The sequence below is a fragment of the Pseudoalteromonas sp. NSLLW24 genome (assembly GCF_015864725.1).
Taxonomy (GTDB): domain Bacteria; phylum Pseudomonadota; class Gammaproteobacteria; order Enterobacterales; family Alteromonadaceae; genus Pseudoalteromonas; species Pseudoalteromonas arctica.
The window spans coordinates 83,809-100,256 of sequence record NZ_JADYWQ010000008.1; the positions used below are offsets into that span (position 1 = coordinate 83,809).

10 protein-coding genes and 8 tRNA genes are annotated in these 16,448 nt (G+C 37.4%); 7 read left to right on the top strand and 11 right to left on the bottom strand.

The genetic code is table 11. From position 1 onward, the window contains the following. Positions 1 to 3: 3 nt before the first annotated feature. Positions 4 to 2,262, bottom strand: a complete 2,259-nt coding sequence (locus I6E72_RS10200) for a polysaccharide lyase 6 family protein (protein WP_165721419.1) — start codon at positions 2,260 to 2,262, stop codon at positions 4 to 6. A 148-nt stretch (positions 2,263 to 2,410) separates the two neighbouring features. After that, the gene (locus I6E72_RS10205) at positions 2,411 to 3,289 is read right to left on the bottom strand and encodes an NAD(P)-dependent oxidoreductase (protein WP_197112225.1); all 879 of its coding nucleotides are present in this window, start codon (positions 3,287 to 3,289) and stop codon (positions 2,411 to 2,413) included. Positions 3,290 to 3,937: 648 nt separating this feature from the next. Here I6E72_RS10205 and gloA point away from each other — a divergent pair. Next, entirely contained in the window at positions 3,938 to 4,339 is a 402-nt protein-coding gene (gloA, locus tag I6E72_RS10210) for a lactoylglutathione lyase (protein WP_197112227.1), read from the top strand. Between the two features lie 283 nt (positions 4,340 to 4,622). On the opposite strand, the gene I6E72_RS10215 is transcribed toward gloA, so the two are convergent. The 5 genes from I6E72_RS10215 to I6E72_RS10235 form a co-directional block, all read right to left on the bottom strand. After that, positions 4,623 to 4,889, bottom strand: coding sequence for a DksA/TraR family C4-type zinc finger protein (locus I6E72_RS10215; protein ID WP_197112229.1), 267 nt, complete (start codon positions 4,887 to 4,889; stop codon positions 4,623 to 4,625). A gap of 251 nt (positions 4,890 to 5,140) precedes the next feature. After that, the gene (locus I6E72_RS10220; protein ID WP_197112231.1) at positions 5,141 to 8,008 is read right to left on the bottom strand and encodes a M16 family metallopeptidase; all 2,868 of its coding nucleotides are present in this window, start codon (positions 8,006 to 8,008) and stop codon (positions 5,141 to 5,143) included. Positions 8,009 to 8,290: 282 nt separating this feature from the next. Continuing rightward, positions 8,291 to 8,366: transfer RNA gene (locus tag I6E72_RS10225), tRNA-Glu, on the bottom strand. A gap of 183 nt (positions 8,367 to 8,549) precedes the next feature. Next, positions 8,550 to 8,625, bottom strand: a tRNA-Glu gene (locus I6E72_RS10230). A gap of 37 nt (positions 8,626 to 8,662) precedes the next feature. Then, positions 8,663 to 8,738, bottom strand: a tRNA-Ala gene (locus I6E72_RS10235). 1,169 nt (positions 8,739 to 9,907) lie between these two features. On the opposite strand from I6E72_RS10235, the gene I6E72_RS10240 reads away from it, so the two are divergent. The 6 genes from I6E72_RS10240 (at position 9,908) to I6E72_RS10265 (ending at position 12,864) form a co-directional block, all read left to right on the top strand. Next, positions 9,908 to 9,983: transfer RNA gene (locus I6E72_RS10240), tRNA-Val, on the top strand. A gap of 153 nt (positions 9,984 to 10,136) precedes the next feature. Continuing rightward, positions 10,137 to 10,212, top strand: a tRNA-Val gene (locus I6E72_RS10245). Between the two features lie 160 nt (positions 10,213 to 10,372). Beyond that, positions 10,373 to 10,448, top strand: a tRNA-Val gene (locus tag I6E72_RS10250). 32 nt (positions 10,449 to 10,480) lie between these two features. After that, positions 10,481 to 10,556 (top strand) — tRNA-Val (locus I6E72_RS10255). Positions 10,557 to 10,618: 62 nt separating this feature from the next. After that, positions 10,619 to 10,694 (top strand) — tRNA-Val (locus tag I6E72_RS10260). 523 nt (positions 10,695 to 11,217) lie between these two features. Then, positions 11,218 to 12,864: a tetratricopeptide repeat-containing response regulator gene (locus tag I6E72_RS10265; protein ID WP_197112233.1), complete on the top strand. Its 1,647-nt coding sequence runs from the start codon at positions 11,218 to 11,220 to the stop codon at positions 12,862 to 12,864. Between the two features lie 4 nt (positions 12,865 to 12,868). Here I6E72_RS10265 and msrB read toward each other — a convergent pair whose 3' ends face one another. The 4 genes from msrB to ligA all read right to left on the bottom strand — a co-directional run bounded on the left by msrB (position 12,869) and on the right by ligA (position 16,447). Beyond that, on the bottom strand, positions 12,869 to 13,309 hold the full coding sequence (gene msrB, locus I6E72_RS10270) for a peptide-methionine (R)-S-oxide reductase MsrB (protein ID WP_007584021.1): 441 nt from the start codon (positions 13,307 to 13,309) through the stop codon (positions 12,869 to 12,871). 147 nt (positions 13,310 to 13,456) lie between these two features. Next, entirely contained in the window at positions 13,457 to 13,897 is a 441-nt protein-coding gene (locus I6E72_RS10275) for a hypothetical protein (protein WP_165728880.1), read from the bottom strand. A gap of 2 nt (positions 13,898 to 13,899) precedes the next feature. Continuing rightward, on the bottom strand, positions 13,900 to 14,418 hold the full coding sequence (locus tag I6E72_RS10280) for a DUF2919 domain-containing protein (protein ID WP_007584017.1): 519 nt from the start codon (positions 14,416 to 14,418) through the stop codon (positions 13,900 to 13,902). Positions 14,419 to 14,428: 10 nt separating this feature from the next. After that, positions 14,429 to 16,447 carry an NAD-dependent DNA ligase LigA gene (ligA, locus tag I6E72_RS10285; RefSeq protein ID WP_165734827.1) on the bottom strand — a complete coding sequence of 673 codons (2,019 nt, stop codon included), beginning with the start codon at positions 16,445 to 16,447 and terminating at the stop codon, positions 14,429 to 14,431. Position 16,448 lies beyond the last annotated feature (1 nt).

Consider the following 16,448-nt stretch of genomic DNA (forward strand, 5'->3'; position numbering starts at 1 on the left):
TATTTACCCTGCCTTATTTAAAATGTTGTTATTTTTTAATACTGCTGTATGTGGGCCTTTAACTCTTAGTTCTTTAACACTTGGTGCTTTAGTTACATCAAATGTATTACCTGAGATTTCAGTTTTAGGCTCGCCTACTGTGTGCTCTACAACAATAGGAGCAGATTTAACAAATTTATTATCTTTGATATTAGTAACCTGAACACCGTGAACATAAATGCTCGCTTGCTCTTTGTTACGCTTACCAAGGCCGACGTTATTAAGCGTGTTATTTGTCATTTCAAAATGAGGGCCAAATGTACTTTCATCAGTACCACCACGGTAAAGCTTAAGTACACCACCTTGCACATCATTAAATGTATTATTATTTACAATAACGTATTCCGCGTTATAAACACCTAAGTCTTCAATTTCAGTATTTAGACGTAAAATGTCACCTGTTACTGTATTAAAGGTATTACCTGTAATAATAATTTCGTCAGCCATTGCACCTTTACCAGTGATAAAGAAATGGAATGAATGATTAATATCTAAAGCATTTAACTCTGAGTTGGTCATTACAAAGCGGTAATTATCAACCATACCCCATTTTTGCGTACGAACAATGCTGTTACCTATTGCATCTGGCGCGTTTTCACCTGAAATTGATAAACCATCTAGTTTTAAGCTGCCGCCATCATGTATTTCAAACAAGGTAGAGCGTTGAAAAGTAAGTTTAGACTTTGTGCTCTGCTTCGCTTTAATTGTCAACGTTTTATCAATTTTAACCAGTTTAGAAACATCATACTGGCCAGGCGCTAGTTCTAGAACATCACCCGACTCTGCATTATCAATAGCGTCTAGTAATGCACTTACATCAGCTTTAACAGAATGTGTCTTACCAGAATCAAAATCAACTAAAGCAGGTACTTTTGCATACCAGCTAACACCGGTATCTTCTTTTTTAAGTACTTTTAAATCGCGCTTTGCACCTACATTTAAACTTTTAGATGTTGGGTAAAGTAGACCATTACTTGCTTTTTTAAGCGTGATTTTTTCTTTTTTTACACCGTACGTTAGCTCAGAAAGTACTTTTGTATCAGCAATGTTGTTACTTAGTACCAGCCCGCTTACATCATCAAATGTTGTAAATGGCTGTTCACCATCTTGATTTATGATTAAGTTGTTTTTCATTACGCTATCTTTAGGTGCAGCGCTACGCTCAGCATCGCTACCAGCGGCAAGTTGAATATGACGCACATTTATAAATGTGTTGTTTTCAATTGTCGCATTTTCAACTTGGTGATAACGATTTATAGATGAATTTGGTACGCCGTTCATCACAGTAAAACCACTGCCAAAACGATACCCTGTTAGACCTTGTAGGTAGTTATTTCTTACAATTTGGTCTTTATTGATAACGCGAATACCACCTGTGTGGTCAACACCATTACCAATAAAAATATTTTCTTCTATAAGGTTACCGTTACCATGGCGCAGCGTTAATGTACCGCGCGCTTCATAAAATACGTTATTACGAAGGATGTTTTTACCTGACTTAACCGACACAATTTCTACTTCACCATTGGTGCGTTCAAAATAGTTATTTTCTACCAATGTATGCGAATCAGTTAATGAGTAATGGCTGGTGCCAATACGTAGGGTTTCACCACCGTTCGAACCAAAAGTTGGACGGTAGCCAAAATAGTTGTTGTCTATGCGGTGATAGTTTTCCTGACTTGCTTGAGTGTTTAAACGAACAGCAACTGTCACACCTTTATTTCGTTTGCCAACTAAATGACTATGATCAAAGCGGTTATGTTGTCCATATAATGCAACCCAATAATCAGACTCTCGTTTGTCTGGATTACTGTAATTATCGATTACTGTTTGAGTAACTCGTGAATTGTAGGCTAATTCATTTTTATTTTTACGAAACTCTATTACAGCTGAGCTCGGTGTGTAGCCGTCTTTAAATACTAAACCTGAAGCTTCAAGGTATTTACCTGCAAGTCTTAGGTTCGATTGACCCGATAAAATTACTTTACCGTTAGTTTCAGCGGTCAATAAAATAGGAGAGTTTTTTGTACCTTGGCCTTCAAGTAGGATTTCGAAGTCAGACCAAGTACCATTTTTAAGTACTACTTTGTCGCCAGCAACTAGATTAGCTGCGATATCATTAAAAGCTTGTTTACTTTCTACAAAATAATCTTTGGCCGCTATTTGTGTGGATATGCAACCGATGAGAACTAGACTAAGCTTTATTGTGTTAATCAAACGCATAGTTAACTCTTTTTCGTTGTGACTGAAAGTAGTGCTTCATCAGAATTTAAAAAAGCTGACATTGCACAAAGACTTTAGTCAATTGGTGTCATGTGTGTTAAAGCGCCTTAAGCCAAAAGCTTAAAGCGCTCAATAAGGTCGAGAAGTATTACTTTTCTAGCTTTTTGAAGTAATCAAAAATTTCAGGAACGTTACCTTGACCCATACCAGCGTCAAACGCTGCTTGTAGGTTAGCTGATGAACCTTCAGCGATTTTTGATTCAGTACCTAGGTCTTCTACCATTTGTAGGAAGTAGCCTAAATCTTTGTTTGCATTAGCAATCGAGAAACCAAGGTCGCTAACATTATCAACTGCATAGTTTTTACAAAATTGCATAAACGGTGAATTAGATGGACCAGTCGACATGATGTCAAAAAGTTGTTGACGGTCAACACCAGCAAGCTCTGCAACTGCAAATGCTTGTGACATAGCACACACTGTAGTCATGCCCATGAAGTTGTTGATAAGCTTAGTTGTATGACCTGCACCTAGCTCGCCAAGATGGAAAACGTTTTCACCTTGATCTTCTAGTACTGGTTTAACTTTATTGAATGTATCAATATCGCCTGCAGCCATGATGTTTAAAAGGCCGTCTTTAGCATGTGCTGGTGTACGACCAAGAGGAGCATCAATCATGCCTGCGCCTTTAGCTGCTAAATCAGCACCAATTTTTTTAGTAGATGATGGAATAGAAGTACCAAAATCAACTAGTACTGAACCTTCTTTAATACCCGCTAGGATACCGTCTTCTGCATAAATGATTTTTTCTACAACGGCAGAAGTTGTAAGACAAAACATAACAATATCTGAACCTTCAGCTAGCTCTTTAGCAGTGCTTGCTGTTTTTGCGCCTCTAGCGACACATGCTGCAACCGCATCTTTGCTAAGGTCCATAACAATTAGCTCATAGCCTTTGTTTTGTAAATTTTCGGCCATGTTGCCGCCCATTAAGCCTAAGCCGATGAAACCGATGACTGGTTTTGACATGAATAACTCCTAAATATGTGGCGCATACTTTTATAAGAACAAGTAAAATCTACTTTAAAATACGCTGTGTCTTTGTTTCAATTTGTAGAGTAACTTTAAGCTTGAGTTATTTATAAATTAACCTGTGCAAAACGTAACTCTGATTAATTACCAATACATTGTATTCACTCAAACCAAGCAACTTACCAATTGGTATGCAAAAACTGTATTACCATACGCCTTTTTTGTCAACCAATAAGTTAACCAAGTAAATCCCATATTTTTACAAATTACATACAAACAAATTTAATGTTAATTAAAAACAAATAGTTAGATATAACAAATCCAATCAAGAACAGGTTAACTTTTGTTGAACAATCAGTAACTTTTTTTATACTAATAGGTTGACCAATAATTGAGTGTTCTTTATTTAAATATGCAAAATTCAATAAAATGGTTCATTAATTGGTAATTTACAGTTGATGTTATTGGTAAAATTATAAAGGCCATACGTGAACAGCTTCCAACTCTAAATGGTTTTGAGGTTGTGATTTGTACGTAACGCCTACATATATGGCTAATACATATAAAAACTACAAAATGCGCTTAATAATAGCGCTTAGTTAAAAATATACTGAATTTTGAAAAAATCACTAAAGGAACTGAATAATGCGTTTATTACATACTATGCTGCGTGTTGCGGATTTAGACAAATCAATTGCTTTTTATACTGAAGTATTAGGTATGAAAGAGTTACGACGCGCAGACAATGACGAGTATCGATATACATTGGCTTTTATTGGGTATGGAGATGAGAAGGACACGACAGTCCTAGAATTGACATATAACTGGGATGAGGATAGCTACGACCTGGGTAATGCTTATGGCCATATAGCCATCGAATTTGAGAATATTTACAAAGCCTGTGCTGATATTAAGGCAGCCGGTGGTAATGTTAGTCGTGAACCTGGACCAGTAAAAGGCGGTACTACTGAAATTGCTTTTGTAAAAGACCCTGATGGTTATTCAATAGAACTTATTCAGAAAAAAGATGACATGAGTAAATTTTAAATTACTTAACAACTAGTTCAAGTTATAACAATTTGCTTAATGCCAATCTGCTTATATATGGGGTCTATTTAACGTTAAGAAAATTACGCTAGGACTAGGCAAAAATTTTTGTATCTAGTTGTTCTAAATAAAAATTTTTTAACGACGTTATAGTGCAATTTAATTCGTTAAATTGATCAAAGAATTATGCTGGTTGGTATAACTATGGAGGGATTTAATTTTATAAATTTTCAAATACTTATTTAGATTGGTATTAAATAAAAAGGTGCTTTTCAGCACCTTTTTAACGCAACTGACTATCTTTACTGCCACGTCTATTAAACGATTTAGCGCTAGCATCATTACCTTCTATTGCAGCTTGGCATGCAACACAGTAGCGCACTCCTGGTAACGCGAGCCTTCGTGCTTGTGGGATTCTCTCATCGCACTCATCACATAACTCTGCACTTGCGCCAGATATTAAATTGCTTCTTGCATACTGTACGGCGTCATTAACACTCGCATCAATTTGATCTTGAATTGCACCGTCTCGTGCCCATCCACTTGCCATAAATCCTCCTAATAAAGTTGGATGTTTAAATTTATGCTACCAAATCGAATCTTTATAAGTACTGAATAAAAGAGCTAGGAATGGGGTGTTATTTGAAGGTTTAAACTACAAAATTATATTTTATATCTAAAGAAAGATGCTGTAGTTGCTCCTTGTAATCTATTTTTCACAAAAAATTCAACACTCTACAATTAGGCAAAAAAAAAGCAGCTAAAAAAGCTGCTTTATAATTTCAATGATTTATTTAAAAATTAAAGACTGTAGTCAACAACCTTCATACCTAATTTTTCGAGCTCTGGACGAAGTGTTTTAGCATCACCCACTACTAAATAAATCATGTCTTTAGTATTTAAGTGTTTTTTAGCTAAGGCGTTAACTTCTTCTTTGCTGATATTGCTAACAATCTCATTTCTTTCTTTTACAAAGCTAGGTTTTAAATCGAACTCTAATATTTGTGCTAAAAAGCCAAGTTTTGCATTAGGCGTTTCGTATTTAAGCGCATCTTTTTGATTGATAGCCTTACGCATAAACATAAGCTCTTCGTCAGTGACACCGTTTTGAGCATAGTTATTAAGCTCATTAGTAAACTCTGTAATAGATGCTGCAGTAGAGTCGGCTCTCACCGCTGCAGAAGCGGTAAAGCCACCTGATGTTTTATCACCCCAGAAACGAGAGCGAGCACCGTAAGTATAGCCTTTATCTTCTCGTAAATTTAGATTGATACGGCTGTTAAACGTGCCACCCAGTGCAAAGTTCATCAAGTTAGCTTTAAAGAACTCACCTGTAATATCTTCAACCATATCGCGTTTACCTATACGAATTTCTGATTGAGGAGCGTCTGGTTTATCAACCAAATAAATTACATTAGTTTCTACTTTAGGTTCACTGAAATCAACCGCTACTAAGCTCGATTTACCTTTCCAATTTGTAAGTGTAGCTTTAACTTTTGGTTCAATTGTTGACTCTTTTAAATCAGAAACAATAATGACTTGAGCGCCCTGCGGTTTAAAGTTTGCGTTATAAAAAGCTTTAACGTCAGCAAGTGTAATAGCCTCTATACTATTAAGCGTTCCAGTACTTGGAAGTGCAGCTATATTGTTGCCATATAGTAATTTACTATATGTATTAGATGCTAAATACCCAGCATCCTTCATTGAATGTTGAATATTTTGAATGATTTGCTTTTTATTACGCTCAAAGTCATCTGCATTAAATGCTGGTTTAAATAACTTTTCTTCGACAAGCTTTAGCGTTGCATCTACATTTTTGGTTAAGCTAGAAACATACACATTTGTATGTGTTTTATCTGAGTAGATACTTACCTGGCTACCTAGTTTTTCAAGCGCGTTACTCATCTGCTCTGTAGTGTAGTTTTGCGTTGACTCGCTCATTAACGATGCAGTTATTGATGATAAACCCACTTTACTAGCTTGCTCACTGTACAGGCCACCCGGAACTTTAATGAAAATAGCGGTAGTTGGCGTTTCTGTACTTTGAGTACCTAATATTTTAATACCGTTTTCGGTCTTAGTTTGCCAAAGAGTAGGAACATCAACAGCAGGATTTGCGCCGGCCTCTGGATGAGCACTTCGATCAAATGTATCAACAGCTCTTCGTGCCACTAAATCATCAGCTGAAGTTGTAGATGGACCTCCAAAATCATGCGATTTAGGCGTAAAGTTGTCTGGAGCAGCTATAAGTTGAGTTTGCCCTTCTGGAACAACACTCATAATAACGGCAGATTTACCTTTGATATATTGATTAAAAACACGCATAACATCAGCTTTTGTAACTTTGTTATAACGTGCAATCTCATCTTTAGCTGAATTTGGGTTACCTGTAAACGTTTCTGACGCGGCTAGTTGAGAGACTTTTCCTGATACGCTTTGCAGACCAAAAATTGCACCCGATTCTATTTTAGCTTTTACTTTATCTAAATCATCTTGTGTAACGCCACGCTCTTCAAATTCAACAAATGAATCACGAATGATTTTTTCCATATCAGCTAACGTTTTCCCTGCTGTAGGATTTGGTAAAGCATAAAGACTAATTGAACACGCTAACTCTTGGCATGGATGATTTGCACTTGCTTGAACAGCAAGTTGAGTTTTAACTAAATTTTTGTATAGTAGTGAATTATTACCACCACCTAATATTTCAGCAAGTATATCAAGAGGTGCTTCATCTTCAGAGCGAGCGTAAGTCGTTGGGAAACTCATACTTAATAAAGGTAAATGTACCTTATCTTCCATTGAAATATATCTATCAGCATTGAGTGTTACCGCTGTTTTTTCTACTGTAGGGATTTCAGGGCCTTTTGGAATTGGTGCAAAGTATTTAGTAACTAATGGCAGTATTTCATTAGCGTTGATATTGCCACCAATAGTAAGCGTTGCATTATTAGGACCATACCACTTTAAAAAGAATGCTTTTAAATCATTTACATTTACGCGATTAAGATCGTCCATAAAACCAATTACTGGCCATGAATATGGATGACCATCTGGATACATCGCTTGAGCAACACGTTCACCTAAACGACCATAAGGGCGATTATCAACACGTTGGCCGCGCTCATTTTTTACTGTTTCGCGTTGTACTTCAAATTTTTCTTGGGTTACAGCATCGAGTAAAAAGCCCATTCGATCAGCTTCTAGCCACAACATTTTTTCTAATTGATTTACAGGTACTGTTTCAAAATAATTTGTTCTATCTGAGTTAGTTGTACCATTTAAAGTACCGCCTGCTTCAGATATTATTTTAAAATGTTCCTCATCAGCAACATTCTCTGAACCTTGAAACATCATATGCTCAAAAAAGTGAGCAAAGCCTGACTTACCCAACTCTTCGCGAGCAGAACCAACGTGGTATGTTACATCAACGTGTACTAAGGGATCTGAATGATCCTCATGCACAATTACAGTTAAACCGTTATCTAGTTTATATTTTTTATACGGTATATTGATTTCACCTGCATTAGATTTCACTGATTCAATAAGTGTAACGCCAGGAATTGATGTTTCTGTAACAATATTTTTATCAACAGCTTGAGTTGAGCTATTACATGCAGCCAACCCTGATGCAAGTAAAACAGCAAGTGCAATTTTTGTGAGTTTCATTTTTTAGTCCATATTTAAATTAACTCAATGAGTTTAAAGACTAATTAAAAGTACAACAAGGAATATGGAGCGATTATGGGTTTGGTTTTGTAACAAAGTGTAAATAGATTGATATAAAAATGAAGTGTAAAATGAGGGTATTAATTTGTGGTTTTATTCTAATAACACTGCACTTCCCTATCTAAGTAGTAAATGACATAGCTAAGAAATTGATACTCTTAATAACATCGTGCATATAGAGTGTTATGTAACACTGCTTTATACAATACTTAAAATAGTAAGTGGCGTCCCCAAGGGGATTCGAACCCCTGTTACCGCCGTGAAAGGGCGGTGTCCTAGGCCTCTAGACGATGGGGACACATAAATGTGTCACTAGGACAACTGAATTTTTAGACTCGTTTCAGACGAGCTTTCTTAATAACACTTCACTTCCCTATTAAAAATAAGTAAGTGGCGTCCCCAAGAGATTAGTACTCTTGATAACGTCGTGCATAGAGAGTGCGGTGTCACACTGCTTTACACAATACTTAAAATAAGTAAGTGGCGTCCCCAAGGGGATTCGAACCCCTGTTACCGCCGTGAAAGGGCGGTGTCCTAGGCCTCTAGACGATGGGGACACAGAAAACTGCTACCCTAGGACAAAACACTAATTTTTGGTGGAGCCATGCGGGATCGAACCGCAGACCTCTTCACTGCCAGCGAAGCGCTCTCCCAGCTGAGCTATGGCCCCAACTTAATCAATACCCGCCGTGATAAACACATCGTGTATCGCTTAGTGCGGGGCGCATTCTATGCACCACCCAAAATAAAGTCAACAGTTTTTTACCTAGCTTTATTTAAATGGTTTAATTTTCAACAAACTGGCTATCAAGCGTGCTAAAAAATACAATTTGAATAAGATTCTAGCCCTACTGCTTATAATAACATCACTATATCGCAGCGAATACTTAACAACACCCTACACCCCTATTTAATGCAACAAAATTGCATCAAAGCAAAGGTATACATTTATATGCAAATTGAACTTATCTAAAAACTACCAATTAAGGCCCCGCCAATCGCCTTAATAGTTTAAAAGTTACAATTGCTTATAATAACCAAAACTTAAATGTGGATTTGAGAGTGCCCACTGCCTTTACTTGCTTAATAACCAGCGTAACTCGTACTCAAAAACTCGATTATTGTTTGAAGAACATTTTTTAAAGAGCATTGTAGCTTCGTAATGCTATGTACAAAACTTCAGGGCGTGTTGATCTTTGGTGGGTGAATTTGCAGCAGTATGTTTGGTTTTTAGGCAAGGCAGAGCCTATGTAGTTTGGTTATTACCCATGAATAGGCGATAACGCCGCATAAAGTCCAAACATGCGCTGCCCTTTGGGTTCAATCCACAAAGGTCAACACGCACTAGTTATATGTGATCTATTTAGTCTTAATCCGAAGGCTATTAGTGAAGTATGAGTATTTACGATTTGGCTAGGTTGGCTTATAAAAATAAAGTAAGTACAAAAATAGAGTTTAGAATGCTGAAAATAGCATTTGTTTTGGGGAGTTTAGATTAAATTCATTTTTAAAGGACCGCTCTATTCACTAAATAACTCGCCCTAATATTAATCCATCTTGCTCATAATCATAAAAACGACTCCAGTAAAAAAAACAATAAGTATCGTGAAGCTAAATTTAAGATTAATAAAATACAATTCCCTACTCACTTTTAGGAGCTTATTAGGTGCTTAATTGAACTGCAATATCAAATTTGATGATAAAATAGACTTCAACCATATCCTATTGTTTATAAAACCTTCATTCAGCACATTTTTATCATTCAAGTGTTGACACATTTTCAACTCTATCTATAATAGCGCCCCACAACAACGCAGCAATGCAATGTTGTTTAGATGTGGGTGATTAGCTCAGTTGGGAGAGCATCGCCCTTACAAGGCGAGGGTCACTGGTTCAAGTCCAGTATCACCCACCACTTTTTAATTAAAGTGTTCACATCTAAATTCTATATGGGTCCTAAGCTCAATTAGAAAATAGAGAGCATTACCGCTACTTACAAGTAACGGCGAAGTTCACTGGTTAAAGTCCAGTACTATTTATTTTAATAGTAGTGTTTTAATTTATATGTGGGTGATTAGCTCAGTTGGGAGAGCATCGCCCTTACAAGGCGAGGGTCACTGGTTCAAGTCCAGTATCACCCACCACATATAAAACCTATTATTATATAATAGTCGTGTTTTAAAATTGTAATATGGGTCGTTAGCTCAGTTACAAGAAAAAAGAGCATCACCGCCTTTTATAAAAGATGGCGAAGTTCACTGGTTAAAGTCCAGTACTATTTATATAGGTAGTAGCATGTAATATGGGTCGTTAGCTCAGTTGGGAGAGCATCGCCCTTACAAGGCGAGGGTCACTGGTTCAAGTCCAGTACGACCCACCATTCCTAGAATGGTGCATGTTAAAATGTAATTTGGGTGATTAGCTCAGTTGGGAGAGCATCGCCCTTACAAGGCGAGGGTCACTGGTTCAAGTCCAGTATCACCCACCAAATTACATCAAGCGGTTAATTTGATAATAAAGAATTAAATAACAGGCATACCTATTATATGTGGGTGATTAGCTCAGTTGGGAGAGCATCGCCCTTACAAGGCGAGGGTCACTGGTTCAAGTCCAGTATCACCCACCACATATAAATACCATCAGACAACCTCTCTAGTAATAACTCTTTCTTCGCATATTAAATACATTTAAGAACTTTATAAAAACTCAATATATAAATCGTATGTAATTAACTTAGCCGTAAGAAAAAGAGCATCGCCACCCTTTACAAATAATGGCGAGGGTCACTAGTATCAAGCCAAGTAATCACCCACCACATATAAATACCATCAGACAACTCTTTAAATGACAACTTCTCTAGTAATAACTCTTTTCCCATATTAAATACGTTTAACTCCTCTTTTTACCTTAAATACATTTCATATTTTTATTAAAATCTAAATTTCCATATCAAAGCACTCATCAAATATAGCGTTATCAATTTTACTTATTTAGTTTTTAATTATGTTATTCGGCTCAGTACCTTCGTAGTTAGATAAACGTATTAGGCAAAGTTAAGTACCTAATAAATACAGCTATCATTTAAATTCCCTTGTAAGGAGTTAAACTGTTGATTATAGTCTGTGTTAAATACAATTACGCTTAAGCCAATGCCAACTAAGATCTATTCAAAAGCCAAAATACTTATAGTAGAAGAGCAACCACTTGCTCAAAGCTATATGAAACAATCGTTAGAAAGGCTTGGCTTTCGGCAGTTGCGCTTTGCTGATCATGCAAATTCTGCAAAAGAGCAGTGTTTAAGTGAAGAATTTGATCTAATCGTTTGCTCATTCAACTTAAATAAACACCAAGATGGCTACCAGCTTTATGAAGAGCTACGTGTAAAGCAACTCATAAAAAGCTCGACTGGCTTTATTTTTATCTCAGCAGAAACAAGTGGCTCACTCGTTCATAGTGTTCTTGAGCTGCAACCTGATGACTTTTTAGTTAAACCTTTTACAGTACAAGAGCTTAAAATACGCATTGAACGAATCTTAAAGCGTAAACACGACTTACAAACAGTGTATTCATTAATTGATGATGGTAACGATTCAAAAGCTATTAAGTTTATTGATACCGCTCTGGATAAAAAAAATAATAATTACAGCCCTATCCTACTTCGCTTAAAAGGTGATGCCTTACTTCGCTTAAAGCGCGCTCAAGATGCAAAAGACTTTTTTAAATCTGTTCTCGACATTCAAAAATTTGCTTGGGCAAAAGTAGGCTTAGTAGAAGCACTTATAGCGAATAACGAACATATTTTGGCGCAGCGAATGCTCAAAACAATGTTAGAGCGCCAAGAAACTCGTTTAGTAGCCCTTGATTTGTTGGGCAGATTAGAAATAAAGCTAAATCAATTTGAGCTAGCACAAAGCTTTTTAAGCCAAGCTGCAGAAATTGCACCGCGAAATATCACACGCCAAAAATCGCTAAGTAATGTGTCGCTAATTAATCACGACTACGAAAAAAGCTATTTAACTCAAAAAGATATAGCCACCTTTGCAAAACACTCAATACACGACCACCCCGATGTATATTTGAATGCAGCACGTGCAGGTATCGACTTTGCGCTAACGACTGATCAAACCGATCAAATTCAACGAATTTCTAGGCAAACCAATCAGTACATTAATGATTTAAAAAAACAGTTTCCTAATAATACTAATCAAGCTCAAATTGATGTACTTAATGCACGACTCCATTACTTAAAAGACGAGCATCAAAAAGCTAAAAAGCTAATTGAACAACTTGATGATGACGATACTCATATCCGATCGGTTGATGGCGCACTTGATAAAGCAAAAGCATTTCATGAACTGGGGTTTCATCAAAAGGCGCAAACCTTATTCACACAAATAATTAGCCACTGTGAAAGACATCCCGCAGTTAGCGACACAACTTACTTACGTTATATTCAGCAGCAACAAAGTGAGCGACGCGATATTAAAATGGGTCCAAAAGAGCTTAACAACCATGCCGTTAGTCAATTTAATAAAGGCCAATTAAATACTGCGTTGGAAGCTTTTACACAAGCGTTTAGAGTCATGCCTCGTAATCAAAGTATCGCACTTAATTTATTACAGTGCCTATTTGATTCAACTAAGCAATCTGGCAGCACATTTAATATGGATCTTGCTAGAAGGTGCTACGCCCTTCTTGATAAAACTAAATTACAAGCAGATCAGACGCAGCGTTTAGATAAGATTTTGCACATAGCAAAAGAAATGAATTTAGATATTCAAAGCGCTAGTAAATAAAATATTAGAGCTTTTTCATTGATGCGGCATTAACGCAATAACGTAAACCCGTTGGTAATGGACCATCTGGAAAAATATGACCTAAGTGCGAATCGCACACGTTACAAACCACCTCTATGCGCTCCATACCATGACTTGTATCGCTTACATAGCCAATCGCTTCAATTGTCGCAGGTTGCGTAAATGACGGCCAACCAGTACCACTATCAAACTTCTCATCAGCATCAAACAATAGATTATCACAGCAAATACACACATACTTTCCAGGTTCGAGTAATGTACAACTACCCGAGCTACCTGGGCGCTCTGTTCCCTTTTTACGTGTTACGTAATATTCATCTTCTGATAGTTGCATCCGCCACTGCTCGTCAGTTTTGACTACTTTTTTACTTGGGGTAGGATTGCCATTGGTGGCAAAGTTAATAACATCATTCCACTTCAACATAATAGCCTCATTGAATAGTTGATTAGCTATACTTTATAAAGTCATAAAAAGTACGGCTAATTGTTACGTTATTTAATACACTAAAGATCAGCTAAGGAGTGTTGACCGTTTAAGACTAAAACTCGTTCAATCTTAAAGGTAATTTTCTTAGCTAAAGGTAATGGTTTGCTTTTCTGAATCGCTAAGTATTCGTTTAATAAAACTATCTAGCTCTGCTTTTTTTACAGGTAAACTAACACTCATTTGGCGCTCGTTATTACTGTAAATTATTAGCTCATCATCCTTTGTCGTTATACGTTCAATACTCTCAATAACTAACCAATCTGGACCGTGCTTTTTATCAAAAAATCCCATCAAACTAAAAAGTAATAAGTGTTGGGCGTCTCGCTGAATAAAATCCTCTAGCCTGTTTCTTGATTTAAATAAAGGCGTTAACCTATAAACGCTTGAGCAAAAAACAAATACCCATAACCCAAATAACGCTTTAAACCACATAAACTCTAAAAGCTCAGTGCTAATCATTAAAATAATAAGCACAAAGCCTATTATCGATATAGCTATCGCTATTTTTTTATTTACGGCGTCCACAACTAATCCCTTTTAAGTCGCTTTTTTTCTTCTGATGCCTTTTCTGTCGGCTCAGGCCAATCATTAAAGAAAACAGTTAAATAGCGGCTTTTCACCAAATACCATAATACCCATAAAACAATCATCATTTGTACTGCTAAAAATGATGAAAATCGATAATGGCTATGCGCTGCTTGAACACTTAACCATGTTAAATCAACAACTGCACATAAAATAAGAGGCCAGCGCATATGTCGCCATATTCTTGCTAACCTGTTGCTTGCACTGTGTGAATCTCGTGGTCTGCGTAAACAAAATAAAATAGTCGGTATTATTGCAATACTTCCAATCGTTATTGCGATAAAAAAATCATTTTTATTTTTAAAAAATAACGACATTAAATCTAGTTCAGGCCTGCGGCTTAAAGCCGCAATAACCCAAATAAAATAACTGCGTAATAGCACAAGCACACTTAAATGAAATGCAATAGGCGTACGGTAACTTCCGTACTTATCCCAGTATTCTGGCCCATATCGGCTCATTGTCATTTTCCTAACCGTTATGCTTTATAAGCAACTCAATTAATTCATCTTCAGTTAGTATGTCTATGCCTAGGTCTTGTGCTTTTGTTAGTTTTGAACCTGCTTTTTCACCCGCCACTAACGCATCTGTTTTAGCCGATACGCTACCAGACACCTTGGCACCAAGTTGTTGTAATCGTGCTTTTGCATCATTGCGATTAAGTGTATTAAGCGTACCTGTAAGTACATATGTAAGCCCAGCGAGCGGCTGTTCTTCCTCAGAAGGTGCGCTCAACGCTGGCCAGTTTACACCTTGATCTATCAGCGCATTAACAACTGCTAAATTATGCTCTTCATCAAAAAAGCCACGAACATGAGCAGCTACTATTTCGCCTACATCACTTACTTGCGTTAAACTATCAATGCTGGCATTTATTACATTTTCAAGGGTTAGAAAGTGATTAGCTAAATTTTGTGCTGTCGCCTCCCCGGCTTCTCGAATACCTAATGAATATAAAAACTTAGCAAGCGTAGTGCCTTTAGCCTCTTCAAGTGCTGTTACTAAGTTTTTAGCTGACTTAGGTCCCATACGTTCAAGTGACTCAAAATGCCCCTGTTTTAAAATAAACAAATCAGCAGGCGTTTTTATAAGTTCTCTATCGACTAACTGATCAACAATCTTATCCCCAAGACCATCTATATCCAGCGCTTTGCGCGAAGCAAAGTGCTTAATAGCTTGCTTACGCTGTGCAGGACATACAAGTCCACCCGTACAACGGGCTACAGCTTCGCCTTCAACCTTTTCAACATGAGAATCACAGATTGGGCAAGTCGTCGGGAATTCAATATCTCTGGCATCATCAGGTCTGCGTTCAAGTACAACTTGAGTTATTTGTGGGATTACGTCTCCAGCACGGCGAATAATAACTGTATCGCCTACTTTTACGCCTAAACGTGCAACTTCATCACTGTTATGAAGCGTTGCATTTGATACGGTAACGCCACCCACAAAAACAGGCTTCAAACGTGCAACAGGTGTAATGGCGCCAGTACGACCGACTTGAAAATCAACATCAAGTAGTTGGGTTATTTCCTCTTGCGCCGGAAACTTATACGCAATAGCCCAACGAGGAGCACGTGCCACAAAGCCTAAACGCTCTTGTAAGGTCTTTTTATTTATTTTTATTACTACGCCATCAATTTCATATTTAAGCTCACCACGGCGCGTTAAAATATCGCTGTAGTACTCGAGCGCGGCTTTTGGACCTTCAACTAATTTTGTTTCTGGGCACAAAGGTAGCCCCCAATCAGTCAGCTTTTCTAATTGCTGATAGTGATCCTCAGGAATGCTGCCATCAGCAACAAGCCCGGTGCTGTACGCATAAAACATGAGTGGGCGTTTAGCGGTAATTTTAGAGTCGAGTTGACGCAAACTCCCCGCCGCTGCATTACGCGGGTTAACAAATACTTTTTCACCGCGTTTTTGCGCTTCAGTATTCAATTTATCAAAGCCAGCGCTGTCCATAAATACTTCGCCGCGAACTTCAAGCTCTTTTGGGTAATCACCACGTAGCTTGAGCGGTACATTACGAATGGTTTTAACATTTTGAGTAATGTTTTCACCGGTAAAACCATCACCTCGAGTAGCCGCTTGTACAAGCACACCATCGCGATAAATAATTGATACAGCTAAACCATCAAGTTTTGGTTCACAACAAAAAGTAAGCTCATCAGTACTCATTAAACGCTCTTTTATACGGCGATTAAACGCAGTGAATTCTTCTTCACTAAAGGCGTTATCAAGCGATAACATGGGTACTTGGTGCGCTACTTGTTCAAATTTACTAAGTGCTGCACCGCCTACTTTTTGTGTAGGTGAGTCGGCGGTTAAAAATTCAGGATGCTCGGTTTCAAGTGCGCTTAGTTCGCGTAATAACCTATCGTATTCAGAATCAGGAATACTGGGGGTGTCGAGCACATAATAATTATAGTTGTGTTGCTCTAATGTAGTACGAAGATGATTAACTTGCTCACTAATGCTGCTAGACATT

Coding starts and splice junctions, on each gene's coding strand:
- gloA (WP_197112227.1), top strand. CDS start 3,938: ATGCGTTTATTACATACTATGCTGCGTGTTGCGGATTTAGACAAATCA.
- ligA (WP_165734827.1), bottom strand. CDS start 16,447: ATGTCTAGCAGCATTAGTGAGCAAGTTAATCATCTTCGTACTACATTA.
- I6E72_RS10200 (WP_165721419.1), bottom strand. CDS start 2,262: ATGCGTTTGATTAACACAATAAAGCTTAGTCTAGTTCTCATCGGTTGC.
- I6E72_RS10220 (WP_197112231.1), bottom strand. CDS start 8,008: ATGAAACTCACAAAAATTGCACTTGCTGTTTTACTTGCATCAGGGTTG.
- I6E72_RS10280 (WP_007584017.1), bottom strand. CDS start 14,418: ATGAGCCGATATGGGCCAGAATACTGGGATAAGTACGGAAGTTACCGT.
- I6E72_RS10215 (WP_197112229.1), bottom strand. CDS start 4,889: ATGGCAAGTGGATGGGCACGAGACGGTGCAATTCAAGATCAAATTGAT.
- I6E72_RS10265 (WP_197112233.1), top strand. CDS start 11,218: ATGCCAACTAAGATCTATTCAAAAGCCAAAATACTTATAGTAGAAGAG.
- I6E72_RS10205 (WP_197112225.1), bottom strand. CDS start 3,289: ATGTCAAAACCAGTCATCGGTTTCATCGGCTTAGGCTTAATGGGCGGC.
- msrB (WP_007584021.1), bottom strand. CDS start 13,309: ATGTTGAAGTGGAATGATGTTATTAACTTTGCCACCAATGGCAATCCT.